At 59.0% G+C, this 18324-nt stretch carries 17 protein-coding genes and 2 tRNA genes; 12 read left to right on the top strand and 7 right to left on the bottom strand.

All coding sequences use genetic code 11. From position 1 onward, the window contains the following. Positions 1-361 precede the first annotated feature (361 nt). The 5 genes from def to Q1A00_RS14590 all read left to right on the top strand — a co-directional run bounded on the left by def (position 362) and on the right by Q1A00_RS14590 (position 3630). A complete protein-coding gene (gene def / locus Q1A00_RS14610; protein WP_298406316.1) occupies positions 362-928 on the top strand; it encodes a peptide deformylase in 567 nt (188 codons plus the stop codon). Between the two features lie 108 nt (positions 929-1036). Next, a complete protein-coding gene (locus Q1A00_RS14605; protein ID WP_298406315.1) occupies positions 1037-1570 on the top strand; it encodes an HD domain-containing protein in 534 nt (177 codons plus the stop codon). Positions 1571-1969: 399 nt separating this feature from the next. Beyond that, the gene (locus Q1A00_RS14600) at positions 1970-2131 is read left to right on the top strand and encodes a hypothetical protein (RefSeq protein WP_298406314.1); all 162 of its coding nucleotides are present in this window, start codon (positions 1970-1972) and stop codon (positions 2129-2131) included. A gap of 9 nt (positions 2132-2140) precedes the next feature. Beyond that, positions 2141-2596, top strand: a complete 456-nt coding sequence (locus Q1A00_RS14595; protein WP_298406313.1) for an RpiB/LacA/LacB family sugar-phosphate isomerase — start codon at positions 2141-2143, stop codon at positions 2594-2596. 179 nt (positions 2597-2775) lie between these two features. After that, positions 2776-3630: an SDR family oxidoreductase gene (locus Q1A00_RS14590; RefSeq protein ID WP_298406312.1), complete on the top strand. Its 855-nt coding sequence runs from the start codon at positions 2776-2778 to the stop codon at positions 3628-3630. Positions 3631-3767: 137 nt separating this feature from the next. Here the strand turns inward: Q1A00_RS14590 and Q1A00_RS14585 are convergent, their stop codons facing one another. Continuing rightward, positions 3768-4931 carry an ATP-binding protein gene (locus tag Q1A00_RS14585; RefSeq protein WP_298406311.1) on the bottom strand — a complete coding sequence of 388 codons (1164 nt, stop codon included), beginning with the start codon at positions 4929-4931 and terminating at the stop codon, positions 3768-3770. Next, entirely contained in the window at positions 4924-5799 is an 876-nt protein-coding gene (locus Q1A00_RS14580) for a response regulator (protein ID WP_298406310.1), read from the bottom strand. Before Q1A00_RS14580 ends, Q1A00_RS14585 begins: the two co-directional genes overlap by 8 nt. A 331-nt stretch (positions 5800-6130) precedes the next feature. Here Q1A00_RS14580 and Q1A00_RS14575 point away from each other — a divergent pair, with 331 nt between their 5' ends. After that, positions 6131-7180: an HD domain-containing phosphohydrolase gene (locus Q1A00_RS14575; protein ID WP_298482640.1), complete on the top strand. Its 1050-nt coding sequence runs from the start codon at positions 6131-6133 to the stop codon at positions 7178-7180. A 10-nt stretch (positions 7181-7190) separates the two neighbouring features. Here the strand turns inward: Q1A00_RS14575 and Q1A00_RS14570 are convergent, their stop codons facing one another. The 5 genes from Q1A00_RS14570 to ruvB form a co-directional block, all read right to left on the bottom strand. Beyond that, positions 7191-7817, bottom strand: coding sequence for an SH3 domain-containing protein (locus Q1A00_RS14570; protein WP_298406306.1), 627 nt, complete (start codon positions 7815-7817; stop codon positions 7191-7193). 90 nt (positions 7818-7907) lie between these two features. Then, on the bottom strand, positions 7908-8837 hold the full coding sequence (locus Q1A00_RS14565) for a DUF3445 domain-containing protein (protein WP_298406304.1): 930 nt from the start codon (positions 8835-8837) through the stop codon (positions 7908-7910). Beyond that, a complete protein-coding gene (mmuM, locus tag Q1A00_RS14560) occupies positions 8830-9780 on the bottom strand; it encodes a homocysteine S-methyltransferase (protein WP_298406302.1) in 951 nt (316 codons plus the stop codon). Before mmuM ends, Q1A00_RS14565 begins: the two co-directional genes overlap by 8 nt. Positions 9781-9898: 118 nt before the next feature. Continuing rightward, on the bottom strand, positions 9899-10675 hold the full coding sequence (locus Q1A00_RS14555; RefSeq protein ID WP_298406300.1) for a glycosyltransferase family 2 protein: 777 nt from the start codon (positions 10673-10675) through the stop codon (positions 9899-9901). A 1-nt stretch (position 10676) separates the two neighbouring features. Beyond that, positions 10677-11729 carry a Holliday junction branch migration DNA helicase RuvB gene (gene ruvB / locus Q1A00_RS14550; protein ID WP_298406298.1) on the bottom strand — a complete coding sequence of 351 codons (1053 nt, stop codon included), beginning with the start codon at positions 11727-11729 and terminating at the stop codon, positions 10677-10679. A 189-nt stretch (positions 11730-11918) separates the two neighbouring features. Between ruvB and Q1A00_RS14545 the strand changes: the two genes are divergently transcribed. The 6 genes from Q1A00_RS14545 (at position 11919) to Q1A00_RS14520 (ending at position 18121) form a co-directional block, all read left to right on the top strand. After that, positions 11919-13355 (top strand): deoxyribodipyrimidine photo-lyase, encoded by a 1437-nt coding sequence (locus tag Q1A00_RS14545; protein WP_298406296.1) that lies wholly within the window; start codon positions 11919-11921, stop codon positions 13353-13355. Continuing rightward, the gene (locus Q1A00_RS14540; protein ID WP_298406294.1) at positions 13348-14298 is read left to right on the top strand and encodes an aspartyl protease family protein; all 951 of its coding nucleotides are present in this window, start codon (positions 13348-13350) and stop codon (positions 14296-14298) included. Before Q1A00_RS14545 ends, Q1A00_RS14540 begins: the two co-directional genes overlap by 8 nt. A gap of 725 nt (positions 14299-15023) precedes the next feature. Next, the gene (locus Q1A00_RS14535) at positions 15024-15521 is read left to right on the top strand and encodes an IPT/TIG domain-containing protein (protein ID WP_299757497.1); all 498 of its coding nucleotides are present in this window, start codon (positions 15024-15026) and stop codon (positions 15519-15521) included. A 1287-nt stretch (positions 15522-16808) separates the two neighbouring features. Further along, positions 16809-16884, top strand: a tRNA-Ala gene (locus Q1A00_RS14530). A 5-nt stretch (positions 16885-16889) separates the two neighbouring features. Beyond that, positions 16890-16965: transfer RNA gene (locus Q1A00_RS14525), tRNA-Ala, on the top strand. A gap of 274 nt (positions 16966-17239) precedes the next feature. After that, entirely contained in the window at positions 17240-18121 is an 882-nt protein-coding gene (locus tag Q1A00_RS14520) for an isoaspartyl peptidase/L-asparaginase (protein WP_366144862.1), read from the top strand. The last annotated feature ends 203 nt before the right edge of the window (positions 18122-18324 follow it).

The raw sequence follows: 18324 nt of genomic DNA, 5'->3' as shown, positions 1-18324 counted from the left end.
ATGCTCCCCTCCCCCCTTGTGGGGGAGGGGCTGGGGGTGGGGGCAACAGGGGCAGGGCTGGGGGTGGGGGCAACAGGGGCAGGGCCGGAGGTGGGAGCGACAGGGGGAGGGGCCGAGGGTGGGGGGTTGCGCCCGTTGTCCCCTCTCTCACACGGGGAGAAGGGAGATGGCCCGATGGAGGGCGGCATTCATTCCGCCCCTGTCAATCCACTAGCAGGGTGGGTGCTAGTCATCTTCCAGCTGACTGTCATCTGTTGTATCCGCGATGAGGACCATTCACCATTTGCCCTACACGCTGCGCTGTCGTAGAATAGAAAGAGTAACCGCATTAAACGCCTGCGGGCAAGGATAGAAATGTTCTATGGCTATTCGACGCATTCTCCGCATTGATGACGCCGAGGATCGCAAGATTCTCAAGATGCAGTGCCGCCCGGTCAAGTTACCAGACCGCAATCTCAAGCAGTTAGTGGCCGATATGTTCGAGACGATGCATGCGGCCAATGGAGTTGGGCTGGCTGCGCCGCAAGTTGGCATTCCGATCCAGCTCTGCATTATTGAAATCCCCGCTGAATACGAAGAGCGCCCCGACGGGAGCGTGGTGGAAGTCGCACCTGCTGAACCGTATGTGCTGATCAATCCGCGTATTGTGAAGCTGAGCGACGAAGAAGTGATGCGCGATGAAGGCTGCCTCAGTTTACCCGGCTGGTATGGAATGGTTCCGCGCCAGACATGGGTCACAGTCGAGTTTCAGGATCTGAGCGGTAAGCATCACCGGCTACGCCGGGCTGATGGACTGTTGGGATGGGCTATTCAGCACGAGGTTGACCATCTGAACGGTATTCTCTTCACCGAACGGATCCGCGATCTGAGTACGCTGCGCGACATCACCAAGGAGCGCGAACCACAACCGGCGGAGACGGAAGGGTAGCGCGAACCCGTAATGGCAAGGTGCGTCTGCCATCGCTTTGAAGGTATACATCCTTGATCCTATTGGTCGCACGAGGCATGGCAGTAACACGCCCCTAAACTCACTTGTATGGAAACAACTGACCTCATTCAAGGAGCGCTCCTCTTCGCTGCCAGAGCACATAACGGCCAACTCCGCCCCGGCAGTGACATACCGTATCTCGTTCACCTTTGTGATGTGGCACTGGAAGTTGCGACGACACTTGCCATCGAGCCGGGTTACGATCACGAGCTTGCTCTGTGCTGTGCGCTGCTCCACGATGTGCTCGAAGATACGAGCATTGATGAGGCAACACTGGCAAGGCAGTTCGGGCCAACTATCACTGCCGGTGTACGTGCCTTGACCAAAGACCCTTCGTTACCTTCAGAGCAGCGTATGGCAGATAGTCTGCGCCGTATTCAAACGCAGCCACCTGAAGTGTGGCTGGTCAAGCTTGCCGACCGCATTAGCAACCTCTCTACACCACCCCCAGCGCATTGGTCAGCAGAACGTGTCGCAATGTATCGGGCCGAAAGCGAGTTCATCCTCGCCACCCTTGGCATTGCTAGCCCCCGCCTTGCTACTCGTCTGCGCGCAAAAATCGATCAGTATGGAGTACAATAATTCTGTACCGGTGCAGTCTGCCAAACTTGATCCGTAGGTGAGAGCGATCGGCGGTCGGCTGCATCGGCAGAGCCTTGGGGTTCCAATCCCCACCACCGGTCGGCGTGGCAGCGCCTGCCGGCCCGACGCAACGGCTATGCAGGTCAGACCTCCGCCAGCGTGCCGGTGTCACACCAACTTGACAGGTAGCATTTCTGTCCTCTCACGTCGAACAAAAGCAGGGTTAGGAAAGAGGCAAGAACTGTGCGCACAGGGTTGACCGACCAACGATGCCTCTGTCGAGTGCAACAAGAGCAAGATTATGGCCGAACAGGGTAGCCCACTGCTCATCATCGTTACCGCGCTGCTCATCATTGCCATTCTGCTGCGCTCGATCGCGCATGTGGCGAGCAGGCAGCGTTGCGCGTTCTCGCTAATGCTACCCGTATGCTCGACCAATATCCGCACCTGTTCCACTTGCGCGCCCCGCAGGCAATCGGTGAACACGGGAGTGTGGTTATCCATACCGGTCCCACCTCTGACAAGATTGATGGGCAAGCCATACCTGACGACCAAGCATAAGGAGGAGCTATGCGAATTGCGGTAGGCAGCGATGAAAAGAACTATCTCACCGATGCCTTGATCGCCGACCTCGAACGGCGTGGGCACGAGGTACTATTGTTTGGGCCGCTCATTGGCACTGATGATCAGTGGCCCGATGTCGGACGAGCAGTCGGGGAGGCGGTGGCCTCAGGACAGGCCGATCAAGGCATCGTCTGTTGCTACACCGGCACCGGCGTGAGCATTGCCGCTAACAAAGTGCCCGGCATCCGCGCCGCACTGTGTCACGATGCACAGACAGCAGCCGGAGCACGCAAGTGGAACGATGCTAATGTGCTGGCATTAAGCCTCCGTCTGACAACCCCCGAATTGGTGCGCGAGATACTCGATGCATGGTTCGCGACCGAATGCCCATCGGAGGAGCAGGCCACTATTGATCGACTCCGCGCATTTGAGCGAGGAGGAATGAGGGTTCAATCTGCGTGACAGGTCAGTTGGAAACCTTATCTAACGCATGGTATAGTACAAAGCGTAGTGCGTTATCACATGTGATGCCCCGGAACAGTAGCCGGGGCATTCTTGTGAGTGCTCGCGTTGTCAAATCCACATGCGCAAGCTACGGCTTTACCAGCCGTTCCTTTGCATCATCATAAGGAGGCACACCTATGCAAGGCAAAACGGTGATCGTCACCGGCGCTAATTCAGGAATCGGGTTCGTTACCGCACGTGAGCTGGCCAAGATGGGGGCACGGGTGATGATGGTATGCCGTTCGCAGAGCAAAGGCGAAGCGGCGCGCCAACAAATTATGAAAGAAGTGCCAAACGCACCGCCGCCAGAACTGGTGCTGGCCGATTTCGCCTCGCTGGCTTCGGTGCGCCGTGCAGCTAGCGAGCTGCTCGACCGCTGCCCGCGAATTGATGTCTTGGTCAACAATGCCGGCCTGTTCGTCTCCGAACCGCTAGCCAGCGCCGACGGCTACGAACTCACCTTTGCCGTCAACCATCTCGCGCCGTTCTTGCTCACCAACCTACTGTTGGAACGAATCATCGCGAGCGCGCCGGCCCGCATTGTCAATGTCTCATCGTATGCGCACGTCGCCGGTAACGTAAAAATTCCGCAGATCGCCTCGCCGCAACGCGGGAATATCTCGCAAGCATACGGCGACTCGAAATTGTGCAACATTCTCTTTACCAACGAACTGGCGCGTCGGCTACAAGGCACCGGCGTTACCGCGAATAGCCTACACCCGGGAGCCGTTGCTACGAACTTCGCCGCCGACTCCCGTGGTGCATTTGCCTTCTTCTTCCGCTTAGCCCGCCCGTTTATGCTCACGCCCGAACAAGGCGCAGCTACATCGATTTATCTCGCCTCGTCGCCGGAAGTGGAGGGGGTGAGCGGGTTGTACTTCGTGCGGAAAAAACCGGCCAAGACCTCGGCGCGCGCGCAAGATGCAGCACTGGCCCGTAAGTTGTGGGAATTCAGTGAGCAGTTGGTGCGCGAGAAGGTGGCGGTAGCGTAGGGGCAAAGAACCGCCAACGCAAAGACGCCAAGGCGCAAAGGGATGGTTGGTAAAGAGTATCTCAAGCGAGCCATCTACCTTGTTGTGACAAGATATCATCGCTCGTTTTCCAACAACCACCGTTTGTGCCTCGGCGTTTAGGTATCTCCGCGTGTCAGCGGCAACACAACCTCAACCGTCGTGCCACGGCCCGGCTCGCTCTGAAAATGCAGTTGCCCGCCGTGACGTGCCACAATCTCGCGCGAGATAGCCAACCCCAAGCCAGTGCCATGACCATCCGGCCACGTGGTAAAGAACGGCTCGCCGAGCCGAGCTACGGTTGCCGCATCCATACCAATACCGGTATCGCTGATTGTCACCGTGATGGAAACGCCATCACTTGCCGTCTGCGCCGTCACCGTACCGGCACTGCGGCAGGCATGGACAGCGTTCATAAGCAGATTGAGAAAGACCTGATTCAGTTCACCGGGATGGCAGAGCAACGGCGGCACATCACCATACTCTTCGCGAATCACGATCCGCGGCCCGCTCACGGCGCGCACCATACGCACCGTACTGGCGAGACCTTCGTTAATATCAGCCGGAACGAGCTGCGCTTCGTCGGGGCGCGCAAACGCGCGCAAGGCGCGCACGATCGCGGCAATGCGCTCGATCCCGATCTGGCTTTCATGGATGGCATCGGCCACATCGCGCCAGCCAAGCTCATCGGTGGGAGCAGTGCGCAGCGCGGGCAACCGTTCGGCCAGAAACGCAAGGTTGTTCGCAACATAGCCCAACGGCGTATTGATCTCGTGCGCAACGCCAGCCACTAACTGGCCAAGCGAACGCATCTTTTCAGATTGCACCAGTTGGGTTTGGGCCGCTTTCAGATCGGTGTGAGCGCGTTCCAGTTGCTTCAGGGCCGCCTCGAGTCGCTGATTCGTTTCAGCGAGCTGAGCGGTCAGCGTCACTGTCGGCCCAAGATCGAGACCGAGCGCGATAATACCGATGACCGCCCCTTGCGCGTCACGAATTGGCCATGTGGTATAGCCAAGCAACAGCGGCGCAGCGCCGCCACGCCGGTGAACGAGTTCCCAGTGCTGCAACCCGCCAGCTCGGATCGTCTGCGCGAGCATAGTTTGCGCTTTAGCGATACTGAACGGATCGAGCAACGAGACAAATTGCCGCCCGCACAGTTCGGCAGGCACCATCCCGAACAGCGCCGCTGCGGCTGCATTGCAGTCGGCGATCCGCCCGTTTGGTTCCAACAAGAAAGCAGCATACGGCGCTTGCGTTATGGTTACTGGCAACCGATCATTCATGGCTCTGCGCGGCCAACCGGATGCGGTAGAAATTGACTAAATGGCCCATTAATTCGAGCAACATCAGCCGACCCTCTTCCATATACACCGCGATCCGCTGCGGCGTTTGGCCGCGGCAAAGCTGGCGCAGGGCTTGGGTGTGAATTTCGATCAGATCACGTGGGCCAGCCCACAACAAACCTAGCCGCTCGCTCAAGACCCGCAACCGGTCAGGCATTGAACGTTGATCGTACAAACCCCGCTGCTCGGCAGCCAAATCAAGCAGACTGCGATAAGCGGCCACCAAATCGTCGAACGTCTCCGGCGCACTCTGCGCCAGTGGACTGCCAATCGAGGAGGTGCTAATCGGTGGGACCTCGCTCTCCCAACTGACCAACTCGAGCGTTGTCAGGTAATCGGTTTGCAATTGGTCAAGCATCTGGCGCAACATCGCCATCTGCGCCTGCGCTTCGCGGACAGCGCGCCGCTCGTTTACCGCCGTCTGATACTCTTGCGCTAACTGCTCAAGCTTCCGGCGCAGGGCAGCAATATCCCACGGCTTGGTCATAAAGCCATGCACCGAACCGAGATTAAGGGCTGCGGCCAGCGCCGCCGGATCGGTGTAGCCTGAGATAATAAAACCGCGCGCATCAGGTTGCAATTCCCGCGCCCGTGCTAGCAACTCGACGCCTGACATTGCGGGCATCCGCTGATCGGTGAGAATCACGGCAACAGGCTGCTGCTTAAGAATCTGCAAGGCTGTCTCAGCATCGGTTGCTGTGAAGACCGTGAAGCGATCGCGCAATGAACGGGCCAGTGAACTGGTCACATTCGGATCGTCATCGACAATGAGCACTACTGGGCGAGACTCGTCACTAGCTTCAGTCATAGCGCGGCTCCTTGTCTATCCGATCGCGTTATACCCTTGTTAATTGCGGTAAAACATTTCCCGATCAAACAGATGGTAATGCAATGGTAATCATAACGAAGTAAGACTAATAAGCGATCTGCATCATAAACGAACTATCATTAGCTTATGATGCGCAACCAGGAGCCTTGCCGCCAACCGCATTGATCATAATCCAGACGATGTTCATACTACAACCGAATCATAGCCCTCACCAGAGGAACGGTCAAGCGCATAGTTCCTGCGCCCAGCATCATCCTATGATAGAATACAGCAGTGCGGATGGTGAAACGCACCGGAAAGCCCGATCAATATGCAAAACCACCCATACAGCGTACTCGTCATTGATGATGACCCGAATGTTCGTGATATTCTCAGCGATCTCCTCAAACGCGAACGGTGTGTGGTACGTACCGCCGCTTCTGGTCTCAGTGGCATTGCTGCCGCCCATGAAGCTCTGCCTGATCTCATCCTGCTCGACGTGATGATGCCTGATCTTGATGGGTTTTCGGTCTGCCGGATGTTGCGTGACGATCCGCAAACCGCCGAGGTGCCGATCATTATGATTACCGCGCTTGACGATCGTGCCTCACGTTTGGAAGGGGTGAAAGCCGGCGCCGATGAATTCCTCTCGAAACCGGTTGAGCTGAGCGAGTTGCGCTTGCGGGTGCGCACCATGCAGCGTATCAACCGCTATCGCCGGTTGATTGAGGAGCGCGAACGGGCAGCAGCACACGAGCGCCAGCTTACCGAGCAAGCCAAGCAAGCGGCACAGGCAATCGCTGAAGCGTATGACCAAACCCTGATCGGCTGGTCGCGCGCACTCGATTTACGCGACAAAGAGACCGAAGGCCACTCACAACGAGTCGCGCAGGCGACCATCACGATTGCCAAGGCGCTGAACATTCCTCCTGAAGAGCAGATCAACATGTGGCGCGGCGCGATGCTGCACGATATTGGCAAGATTGGCGTACCCGATTCTATTTTGCATAAACCCGGCCCGCTGACCGAAGCGGAATGGGAGATTATGCGCCGCCATACGACATATGCCTACGAGTTACTCTCGCCGATTGCCTATCTGCGTCCGGCGATCGATATCCCGTACTGCCATCACGAGAAATGGGACGGCACCGGTTACCCGCGCGGTTTGCGCGGCGAGCAGATTCCGCTGGCGGCGCGAATTTTCGCGCTCGTCGATGTGTGGGATGCGTTAACCAATGATCGTCCGTATCGCAGAGCGTGGACGCGCGAACAAGCTTGTCAGTACATTCGTGAGCAGGCTGGCAAGCATTTCGATCCCAATTTGGTTGATCTCTTCCTATCGATAACCGCGCCTGACTTGGTTGCTACACACAAGCAGTAGAAGGCTGTTCCTACCGGTCTGGGGCAAGAAAATCAACCGCCACATACCCTTCTAGCCCATCAGGTGTGCGTACTGGTCGCCAGAGGCGGTCTTCGCCGGGTACATCATCACCAATCTGCTCGAGTCGCGTCCCATCAGGCAGGGTCGTAATCGGCTGGTTATTTCGGTTCGGCTGCGGACGCAAGAAGAGGCCTTGCCCACCGGTATTGACCACCACAAAGAAACGCGGCGCCGGCGTCGGCACGGATTGCGGCGCCGTGTCGACACCTTCGCTACCCAACAACAGATTTGCCTCTCCGGTCGGCAATGTCACTACCGTTGGTTGCGGTGCGCCTAACGACATCTCACGTCGATCACTACGCAACAGCCAGAGGGTTAACACAAAAATGAACAAAATGATGACTAAGAAAGTAATTAAATAGATCCAGCCACGCTCTTGTAACCAGCGCGGAAACACCTGCCAGAGATTACTGACGGTGAGAGTTGTATCTCGCACATGCGACGTGCTTGGCGGACGCCAACGCGGGTTAGCGGCAGTTGGATCTAGTCGTTCGGTACGCGGCGTTTCGCGTTGGCGCGGCATGACACCTGACCGACGCTCAGCGTTAGCCACACGCCGCTCTTGCTCTTCGCTCATGTGTTATCCCTCCCTTAACGCTGCGTTTGCCTTATGATAGCATATCTCTACGCATACCAATAGGAATGCGGCATGAGCATAGCACGACGGTCAATGTTCTATCTTGTGGTGTAGATACGCCAACAACGGTTGCAGGTAGGGTTTCACGCCTTTGTACTCAAGCATTGCCGGCTCTAGCTCAGATAACAGATGTGCCAGCGCTGCTGCCCACTTCGGATCGGCAGCCAGCCGCGCTAACGGAGCAATATAGGTACGAACTGTAAATAACAATGCCGAGTGACGGTCAAGACGTACCAGTGTCTGCCGTTCGACCCGATAAAAGACGCGCTCGCCAGCGTTTTCGGCGGTAATGGCCGCCTTTTCGCGATCGAGCAGGCCAAGCCGCGGCGAGAGATCGAGATCTGGTACCACAACTAATGACCAGTTACGCCGCCAAACCGGGCGCGCCGGCTGCAAGCGGGCCACCAACTGATTGGTCGAATGCGCTATGTGCTCGCGAAATCCCGGCACTGGCCCATGAATTGCGGCAAGAGGTAACCCCATCTTCTCGTCCAAACACCAACGATTGGGGAAACAGAGCTGACCGGCAATCAGCGGATGGCCAGCGGCCTCATCAACCGCAATCAGCAAGAGATCTTCTTGCACCTGTCGGCCAAGCCAATCGATTGGCCAAAGTCCAAGATCACCACCGAGCCGGATCGTCGCCGTCTGCCCAAGGAGTCGGTTCTCCCAGTACACCTCGTTACCGTTGCGTCGCACAACGAACCAGTGCGGATAACTGCGCGCCAATTCAGCCACACCCCATTCCAGTAGTTCCCACTGCGCCGACAGACTGTCTGGATACGCTTGCACATAATAGCGATGATCGGCTTGCAACAATGCCTGCTTCAGCATCAACTCGGCGTGATAGTGGGCAGGATCGACATGAAACACCGGTGCGCCGTGCAGCGGGTACGCACCAACCCGCAACACCGGCGGCGTGGGGATAACAAACGGATCGAACGGCCATGTCTCAACCATGCAACACCTCACGCACGACCCATGCTGCCAATGCCCGAATGTGGTCGGGGGTTGTACGGCAACAACCGCCGATTAGTCGCGCTCCGGCGGTGTACCATAGGCGCGCTTGGTCAGCAAAATCGTCAATCTCGCCGGCACCGATCCAGCACTGCCCAACCGGATCATAGACCTCACCCGAATTGGGGTAGACCACAATCGGTTTGTCAGTGACAGCACGCATAGCACGGATCAGGTCAGGCAGAAAACGCGGTGCGGTGCAATTAACCCCAATCGCAGCCACCTGCGGATGAGGGGCAATCTCGGAGGTAACGTCGGCGATTGGCTCGCCTTGCGCAGTATGGCTGCCATCACGCGCACTAAAGCTGATCCACGCAGTCAGATGGGGAAACTCAGGCAGCAGTGCGACCAACGCCCGTGCTTCTTCACCGCAGGGGATCGTCTCGCAGGCGAAGAGATCGGGTTCAGCGTTAGCTAGTGCCGCCATCCGCGGACGATGAAAGTCGATCAGTTCGGCAATTGATAGCCCATAGTTGCCGCGGTATTCTGAACCATCGTGCAGATACGCGCCATACGGGCCGATCGACGCCGCTACCAGCGGGCGGATACGCCCCACCCGGTTGGCCGGTTCGGCCCAGAAGGCGTCGCGAGCGGCGCGGGCCAGCTCCACCGACCGCTGCAAGAGGGCTATCGCCTCAGCCTCACTCAGGCCACGCGCCATAAAGCCGGGGATTGTCGCCTGATAGCTAGCCGTAATCGCCACATCAGCGCCGGCGACGAAATAATCGGCATGCACGGCTTGGATCAAGGCTGGGTTCTCGATCAACACTTTCGCCGACCAAAGCGGATCGGCCAGATCGCAACCGCGCCGTTCGAGTTCGGTTGCCAGCGCACCGTCGAGAATCAGCAACGGGTGCTGCGCTAACGCATCAGCAATCGGGTTCATAACCGTATCCCTCGTTGGCTATAACACGCAAAGTCGCGGAGGCGCCAAGCTGTTGATACCGTCTGGCGATCCGAAACAGGTTGCGAATCTGCTCGTCTTTACCTCTATTCTCGACCCGTTACGTTTCAGCGCTTTGATGCTCCTGCAACCCGCGCAGCATACAGAACTTCACCACCTCGTGCCACGCCAGCGTCGCGCAGAGGAACAACCCCAGCCAACCATCGCGCCAGCCGCCAAGCTGAACATAGCGGCGGGTAAACTCACGCGCCGGCGCGCCGATTAAGTTACGCCACCGCATACGCCTTCCCGACCGATAGAGCATGATGGCCTCGGCGAAGGCGTAGCGCGCCTGCTTCTGCCACAACTCATCAAGCCGCTCGATGTTGAGATGAAGCAGATGGCCTTGCAGATCAGCAGTTGCCCCTTGCAGGCTTGCCACCTCATGAACGGCAACCCCCTCATCGTAGCGGGCGGCGTCGCGACGGAGCAGGCGCAGTTGGTAGTCAGGGTACCAACCGCCACCCCGCAGGCGTTGGCCAAAGAAGAGGTTGTAACGCGGAATCCGATAGCCGGCAATGTGCGCCGGCGGGCCGTGCCGCAGCAACGTCGCCAGCTCGACAAACAGCTCTGGTGTCAGCCGCTCATCGGCGTCGATGAAGAGCACCCAGTCGCCACGACAGCGTTGGAGGGCGAAGTTGCGTTGGGCGCTAAAACCGCGCCACGGCTCAATCAGCACCTGCGCGCCGTGCTCGGCAGCGATGGTCGCGGTCGCATCGCGGGTCTGCGCATCGACAATGACCACCACGTCGTCGCTGAGACCGGCGATACTGCGCAGACAACCGGCGATGTGACGCGCTTCATCGCGGGCGATGATCGCAATTGATAGGCAAGCCATATCAGAACAACGTTCCCTGCTGCGGCCCGTTGTCATCATCGGGCGGCAGCGCACGTTCAGGGTATGGCACACCGAGATGTTCGTAGGCGCGACGGGTGGCAACGCGCCCGCGCGGCGTGCGCTGCAAGAAGCCGAGCTGTAACAAGAATGGCTCGTATACGTCTTCGATGGCGTCAACCTCTTCGGCCAGCGCCGCTGCCAGCGTGCTTAGGCCGACCGGCCCACCGTTGAACAGCTCGATAATAGCGCGCAACAGTCGGCGGTCATTCTCGTCTAACCCCAACTCGTCAATCTCAAGCTGGGCAAGTGCCGCGCGCGCCACCTCAAGCGTAATTACACCGCTGGCCACCACCTGTGCATAATCGCGCACCCGGCGTAAAATCCGGTTAGCGATACGCGGCGTCCCACGTGCCCGCCGGCCAATCTCGCGGGCGCCCTCGGCACTAATCGGCACCCCTAAAATCCGCGCCGAGCGATTGACAATCTCGGCCATTGCGTCGTCTGAATAGAACACGAGCCGGTGAACTGAACCAAAACGGTCACGCAGCGGCGAAGTCAGCAAAGCCAACCGGGTGGTCGCGCCAATGACGGTGAAGCGGGGCAAAGTGAGGCGCAGACTACGTGCACCCGGCCCCTTACCCACCACCAAATCGAGGGCGAAATCCTCCATCGCCGGGTAGAGCACTTCTTCGACCACACGGTTCAAACGATGCACTTCATCGATAAACAGTACATCGTTGGCCTGCAAGTTAGTCAAGATCGCCGCCAAATCGCCGGCCCGCTCGATCGCCGGCCCACTCGTGATTTTGATCTTGGCCCCCATCTCGTTAGCAACCACATTGGCCAGCGAAGTTTTACCCAACCCCGGCGGCCCGTAGAAGAGGGTATGATCGAGCGCCTCGTTACGGCCACGAGCGGCGGCAATCGCGATCCGCAACTGCTCGACGACCTTCTCTTGGCCGATAAACTCGCTCAGGGTGCGCGGGCGCAGGCTCTTCTCGACTTGCTGGTCGTCGCTGTCAGAATGAGGATTTACCAGCCGCTCAGCGCTCATGCCCATCCTTTCGCCACGTTGTCGCACAGGTGTACGTATCTGGGCTGATTATACCATTGATTGCAGCGGGTGCATGGGACACGGATAAACGCGATTGGAAGCCGATTGCAAACGGTCGCTCAGCGATCAGGAATTCTCGTATAATGAGAGTAGTTTGCATGGATCCAGCGCACGTTATCCTGTTAGCCTATGCTTATTCACTGGTTCCGGCGCGATCTGCGCCTGCGCGACAATACAGCTCTGCTAGCGGCGGCGGCGCAGTCCGGCGGCGCGGTGATCCCAGTTTTTATCTTTGACGACGCGATCATTCGCGGGCGCTTCGCCAGCCCGGCCCGCACCCAGTTCTTACTCGACAGCCTCGCTGCACTTGACGCCGAGTTGCGCGGGTTGGGGTTGCATCTGGTGCTGCGACGCGGTGAGCCATTGCCTACCTTGATGGCGCTCTTGCGCGAGAGCGGCGCGCGCGGGGTGACGTGGAACCGCGACTACACGCCTTACGCCGTCGAGCGGGATACAGCGATCAAGCGCGAGCTGCGCGCCGCCGGTTATCAGGCCGAGAGCTACAAGGACGCGGTGATCTTTGAGATGAACGAGGTGGTGACGGCTGCCGGCCAGCCGTACACCGTCTATACGCCTTACGCCAAACGCTGGCGCACCCGGCTTGAGAGTGAGCCGGTGGCAGTGCAAGGCATACCCACGCTTGCCGCCATCCCGTTGCCGGCAAGCGAGCCGCTACCTGCGCTTTCCGCACTCTTGCCCAACGCACCGGCTCGCGTGCCCCGCTTTGCTGCTGGCGAAACCGCAGCCCTCGCCGCCCTCGAACACTTCATCCAACACACCATTGCCAATTACGCCACCGCGCGCGACCTCGTGGCTGCTGCCGGCACCTCGCGCCTCTCACCCTACCTGCGTTTTGGCGTTCTCTCACCACGCCAATGTGTGGTTGCGGCGCGTACCGCGCCGCCCGGGCCCGGGCCAGAGAGTTGGATCGGCGAGTTGATCTGGCGCGATTTCTACGTGCAGGTGCTCTACCATTTTCCCCATGCGCTGCGCGGCAGTTTCAAACCGGTGTACGATAAGATCGCATGGCAGAACGATCCAGCCCTCTTTGCCGCTTGGCAAGCGGGCCAAACCGGTTACCCGATTGTTGATGCGGCGATGCGCCAACTACAACAAGAAGGCTGGATGCATAACCGTGCCCGCATGATTGTCGCCTCATTCCTTACCAAAGACCTCTTGATCGACTGGCGTTGGGGCGAACAGCACTTCATGCATCTGCTCATCGACGGCGACCCGGCGGCCAATAACGGAGGTTGGCAATGGGCTGCCGGTACCGGTACCGATGCACAACCCTACTTTCGTATCTTTAACCCGGTCAACCAAGGGCAAAAATTCGATCCTGACGGTGCGTATGTGCGACGGTACGTACCAGAGCTAGCTCGTGTACCAACCCGCTTCATCCACGAACCGCATAAACTGTCGGTTGCCGAACAAATACGGGCTGGCGTGCAAATTGGGCGTGACTACCCGGCCCCAATCGTTGATCACGCCACCCAGCGCATGCGCGCGCTCGAACTCTACCGCGCCGCTACCCGCGACGACACAACCACGGAACACTATGCTTGACGATCAGACCCAGCTCGAATTTCCGGCCAGCGGTCTGACCGAGACGCCGCTGATTTGGCAACCGCAGGTGGTGCGCTGTCAAGCCGCTGGCCCCGGCGGTCGCCCACTGATGGTTTTGATCGACACCGGCACCGACCCTTCGGCGATTGATCTGGCGCTGGCCCGTCGTCTCGACTTACGCATCGGCGATTTCGCACTTGGCTCTGACGCCGCCTCTGATGCCGTGCCCTTCACCGAGACGGTGCTGCCGTGGCTGCGGATTGGCGATCTTACCTTACGGCACTTCTACGCGATGGCAGTTGATCTAAGCCACGCTCCCTTTCCGGTAGACATTGTGCTGGGCTACAATGTGCTACACCGGCTTAACCTCACGATTGACTACGCTAAGCATACCATCCGCCTATGCCACCCCGACCTTGCTCCGCCACCACCCGGACCCAACGGCGCCACCCTACCACTGCGCTTCTTTGAGCACTTCCCGGCGGTAACCGCGCAGATCATTGCACCGCATCCAGTGGAAGTATTACTCACGATTGATACCGGCTCGAACGGCGCCCTTACCCTCAGTCCTGATCTCGCGGCAACGCTTGGCCTCGGTGAACATCCCACGCCAGCAGCAACCGGTCACGGTTTCGCGGCTGCGACGCCGGTTGTGCTTGGCATGACTGTGGCGATGCAGATCGGGCCATTTCGGTTTCCGGCGGTTGAGGTGGATGTGCCGGTGACAAACCACGGCGATTTGGGCCGACAGGGGCGGGCGAACGCCGGCAACCGGCTGCTTAGTCGCTTCCAGCGCCTCACGCTCGACTACCGGCGTGAAGTGTGCATTGTGGACTCCCAACACGGCACAAAGGGAGCGGAGGCGCAAAGCGATTCAACGCAAAGTCTGCCAAGTCTTCAAACGCAAAGGTGCACAGACACGAGGGATGAGTGGGGGAGTTAGCCCTTGCCCCCCAACACCCTCTCCCACCCGACGGTGCAGAGGGTGTTTGCCTTGGTTTCGCGAAAGACACTCCTTGAGCGGAACATAGCAGCGCCCCGCCACTGCTCCAGTGCGAGCTAGGACAGGGGTGAGGGCACAATAGTTACCCTAGAGAGGGCCGAGGGGGAAAGAGTCTCGAAACGACGCCAAAGATTGTATGTTCAGCTTTTCTACCCGGTGAGCAGTGGTATTCTACCATCGCGAGAGATTGCTTCGCTTCACGGCGGGCCGAGCGACGCTCGGCTCGCAATGACAACCAGAACGGTAGCTCTCCCCCTTTTGCGCTCTCTGCGCTCTTCGCACCTTTGCATTACGAATTTCTGCGCCTCTGCTCGTTTGGCACCTTGAGGCTGGCCCTCATCCCCAACCCCCTCTCCTCCCCTAACTCAGCCCCCCTCCGGAAGGATAAGTAAGCCTCCTCTCCCCTGCTGGAAGTAGAGGCATACCGACAGCGGGAGTGGGAGCAAGCGGAAAGCACTAAAGAACATACTATGTACTTAGTATGTTTCGGACTAGAAAACCAGCTCGGGATTGAGAGAACGGTACCATTGACAGAGTACATCAGGAACAGTGATGATGACAAAAGAAACCTAAACCTTTATTTAAGCGTATCTAGTGCTGAGCATGATATGCCTCATGCCAAGCAATCTCTTTGCATAAAACGTACAGATCACACGGATAAACAAATGAGAGCAGGTACATTCCGTTCAATGTTCTTCCAACCCTCTTACGCATCCGTTGGCCGGTTGCTCTCACGCCCATCCAGCGAGACAGTTCATAGCTGGCGCGAAGAGGGTCATCTGAACACGGTGCTGGCCACTACAAGCACGCTGACGCCAACACTTGGCTCCTTCAGCTACGGGCCAGACACCATCGCGAGCTTTGATGTGCGGTTCGACAACGTGCGCATCCGCCCCTTTGCCTTCCCTGAGCCGCAGACAACCGTCGGACCAGAGCAGGTGATCGGTGTGCGTGTGTTGATTGGTAATACCCCCTGCCCGAACACCGTGTCAGTTGATGAGACGCTGCTGTATTGCACGACCCCGTCGCATACACCGGGATGGGTAGACGTGACGGTGATCAACCCTGACGGCGAACACGATACGTTGGTTGATAGTTTTTGGTACGGCGACCAACCGCCTCCCGGCGTTCAACTGCTATACGTACCGGCAGTGCATCGGTAGGTCAGCGCCAACCCAACGCATACCACAGAGCTGCACGGTCGTGCAACGCCACCGCACATACGGAATAGCTACCAAACAGCCCTCCTCTGAGGGAAGGCGTTAGCCCCCTGCATGGAGGAGAGGCTGGGGAGAGAGGACTATCCCTCTCTCCCTAGTGGGGGTGACTGACACCCTGCTAGTGTAATCTCGTCCTTGTAAGCGACGCTTTTGAGGGGTACGCTGGTTGTAGCCGTGCGCTTAAGGAGGAGACACCACGCCGAGTGGGATTCAGTTATTCGCCGTTGATCCCACACCGCACGGAATGCCCGCAGCAATGCCTTTGGGGTATCGCTCCCGCTGCCCACACGGCGGGCCTCCGGTTCAGATTATCCAAGCGGCGTCAACCGCACTGACCAGACCCGGCGCATGCGCAGGCTAGCGGCACTGATGTGGGTGCTGGAACTACGTATGCGCGGGAGCGCTACCTTGGTCGTCTCCGGAGGGAACTCAGCCGACTGACAGTATGGTGCGACGGGCCGGAGCAGGCGGTGCTAGTGGTTCGGCGACAACACACCAGAACCGCGCGCGTGCTAAAGATGGATAGAGTGGAATGGGCAGCCGGTGGCGGTAGTAGTGCTGGACGAGCACAATGTGCAGGCAGTGAGCGCGTGGCGACAGCCGCTGGTCGCTTAGCTAGGCGTCTGGGTGGTGGTGACCGATGACGTGACCAGCGAGCGGGGGTGGCCACACAGAGCGGGGTGGTGCACCACGCGTGCCGGCGTCACGTGCAGCGCTGGGTGAGCCGACGGCTGCACGAGCTGCGGCAACAGATGCCTGAGCGATGGCGTAGTGCGGTGGAACAGACGCAACGTGCCGTTGATGAACTGGCTATGGAGACCAGCGACGGGTGTACAAGCTATGGCAGCAGCGTCCCGGACAGCAGCGTAGGCAGGGGAGTGAGGCCCTAGCGCGTCTGTGCGATATGGTGCGCCGCTTGGATGAGAATTAGGAAGGGTTTCGTGTCATTCAGTGATCCGAAGAGGTGCCAAAAACGAACACTCGGACGGCGCAGACGATTGGGCGGATGCACATGCACGTGCTGACGGAGCGTGGCTACCCATCGCCGCATGGGATGTGGGCCGGGATGATGCTGAGCAGTTGTGGGCGCGCATGGTGAGGTGGAGCAGCGCGAGGAGCATAGTACTCGCCCTGACCTGAGCAACTCGCCAACTGCTTAGGTGACAGACACCCTCCACCATGCTTGTTTGACATCACCTGCGGTTCGTGGTAAGATAACACGGCGTGAGCGGGGGTGTAGCTCAGTTGGTAGAGCGCGACAATCGCACTGTCGAGGTCAGGGGTTCGAATCCCCTCACCTCCACCACTCTCGGGGCCATAGCTCAGTTGGAAGAGCGCAACACTGGCAGTGTTGAGGTCAGGGGTTCGAATCCCCTTGGCTCCACCAGTAGCCAGCCGCCGCCTTTGAGGCGGCGGTTTTGATTTTGTGTGATGCAGAGGCGCGCAAAGGGGGAAACGCAAAGGTGCAACGATGTGCGAAGATGCGCAAAGAGGTTTCAGGTGGGGCATACGCGATGCTGTGGCTTACCGCCAATCAGTGCGGCGCCTTTACGGTATTGCGTCCGCTGCGCTCTCGGTGGTAAACATACCGCATGCCGGCTTGGCAACAACCGGACTCGTAGGCTTTTCATGGAAGGTGCATAGTGGCAACTGAGTCATTGATGGCGTTGATCGTTCACGGTGGGGCGTGGGCAATCCCTGATGATCAAGTGGCGGCGCATATCGCTGGCTGTGAGGCGGCGCGAGAGGCGGGTTGGCAGTGTTTGCAATCCGGCGGCAACGCGCTCGATGCGGTCGAGGCGGCGGTACGAGTAATGGAAGATGACCCGATCTTCGATGCCGGTACCGGCTCGGTGTTGACAAGCGCTGGGATGGTTGAACTTGATGCGGCGTTGATGGATGGACGCACGCTGCGTTATGGCGCGGTCGCCGGATTGCGGCGCATTCGCAATCCGATTACACTGGCGCGCCATGTGTTGGCTGGCCCGGCGACGATGCTAGTCGGTGTTGGGGCAGAGGAGTTTGCCGCTGCGGTTGGAATGCCGTTCTGTGCTAACGATGACTTGATCGTCGAGCGTGAGCGGCAGTTGTGGCTAGAGTGGAAGGCTAAAGGTGCGGTGTCACCGCCTCCCGCGAGCGGCCACGATACTGTGGGGGCGATTGCGCTCGACCGGGCCGGCAATCTGGTAGCGGCAAATTCGACCGGCGGCACGCCGTTTAAATTACCGGGCCGGGTTGGCGATACACCACTGATCGGTTGTGGGTTGTACGCGACCCCACAGGGGGCGGCGGTCTGTACCGGTTGGGGCGAAGCGATTACGCGCGTGGCGTTGGCTCGGCGAGTGGTTGAGTTGCTTGAAGCGGGGCTTAGCCCACAAGTGGCGGCTGAACGTGGTGTGAGTCTACTCGGCGAGTTGGTGCCTGAGGGGCGCGGCGGAGTGATTGTGCTCACGCCGGACGGCGCGGTGGGGTTGGCGTGGAATACGCCACGGATGGCGTATGCGTACATTGATGGCGATGGTGTGACGCGGTCGGGGGTGTAGGGTCTTCTTGCACTTTATCTTGAGGAAGCACCCCCGCGCCCAAAGGGTTGCTAGGGGCGGAATGAATCTCACCCCCCATCGGGACCTTGCCCCCTCTCCCCGCGTGGGAGAGGGGGGCAAGGGGGGAGAGGGGGCCATCCCCGCAAAAGAGAGGGGGGCAAGGGGCGCATCCTCCCACCCCCGGCCCTGCCCCTGTTGCCCCC

It is taken from the genome of uncultured Chloroflexus sp. (genome assembly GCF_938091255.1).
Taxonomy (GTDB): domain Bacteria; phylum Chloroflexota; class Chloroflexia; order Chloroflexales; family Chloroflexaceae; genus Chloroflexus.
Note: the sequence above shows the minus strand (reverse complement) of the source record. Positions and strands in the feature narration are given on the sequence as shown.

What these genes read in the sequence shown, in the direction of transcription:
- def (WP_298406316.1), top strand. Translation starts at nt 362, where the DNA reads ATGGCTATTCGACGCATTCTCCGCATTGATGACGCCGAGGATCGCAAG.
- Q1A00_RS14605 (WP_298406315.1), top strand. Translation starts at nt 1,037, where the DNA reads ATGGAAACAACTGACCTCATTCAAGGAGCGCTCCTCTTCGCTGCCAGA.
- Q1A00_RS14595 (WP_298406313.1), top strand. Translation starts at nt 2,141, where the DNA reads ATGCGAATTGCGGTAGGCAGCGATGAAAAGAACTATCTCACCGATGCC.
- Q1A00_RS14590 (WP_298406312.1), top strand. Translation starts at nt 2,776, where the DNA reads ATGCAAGGCAAAACGGTGATCGTCACCGGCGCTAATTCAGGAATCGGG.
- Q1A00_RS14585 (WP_298406311.1), bottom strand. Translation starts at nt 4,931, where the DNA reads ATGAATGATCGGTTGCCAGTAACCATAACGCAAGCGCCGTATGCTGCT.
- Q1A00_RS14580 (WP_298406310.1), bottom strand. Translation starts at nt 5,799, where the DNA reads ATGACTGAAGCTAGTGACGAGTCTCGCCCAGTAGTGCTCATTGTCGAT.
- Q1A00_RS14575 (WP_298482640.1), top strand. Translation starts at nt 6,131, where the DNA reads ATGCAAAACCACCCATACAGCGTACTCGTCATTGATGATGACCCGAAT.
- Q1A00_RS14570 (WP_298406306.1), bottom strand. Translation starts at nt 7,817, where the DNA reads ATGAGCGAAGAGCAAGAGCGGCGTGTGGCTAACGCTGAGCGTCGGTCA.
- Q1A00_RS14565 (WP_298406304.1), bottom strand. Translation starts at nt 8,837, where the DNA reads ATGGTTGAGACATGGCCGTTCGATCCGTTTGTTATCCCCACGCCGCCG.
- mmuM (WP_298406302.1), bottom strand. Translation starts at nt 9,780, where the DNA reads ATGAACCCGATTGCTGATGCGTTAGCGCAGCACCCGTTGCTGATTCTC.
- Q1A00_RS14555 (WP_298406300.1), bottom strand. Translation starts at nt 10,675, where the DNA reads ATGGCTTGCCTATCAATTGCGATCATCGCCCGCGATGAAGCGCGTCAC.
- ruvB (WP_298406298.1), bottom strand. Translation starts at nt 11,729, where the DNA reads ATGAGCGCTGAGCGGCTGGTAAATCCTCATTCTGACAGCGACGACCAG.
- Q1A00_RS14545 (WP_298406296.1), top strand. Translation starts at nt 11,919, where the DNA reads ATGCTTATTCACTGGTTCCGGCGCGATCTGCGCCTGCGCGACAATACA.
- Q1A00_RS14540 (WP_298406294.1), top strand. Translation starts at nt 13,348, where the DNA reads ATGCTTGACGATCAGACCCAGCTCGAATTTCCGGCCAGCGGTCTGACC.
- Q1A00_RS14535 (WP_299757497.1), top strand. Translation starts at nt 15,024, where the DNA reads ATGAGAGCAGGTACATTCCGTTCAATGTTCTTCCAACCCTCTTACGCA.
- Q1A00_RS14520 (WP_366144862.1), top strand. Translation starts at nt 17,240, where the DNA reads ATGGCGTTGATCGTTCACGGTGGGGCGTGGGCAATCCCTGATGATCAA.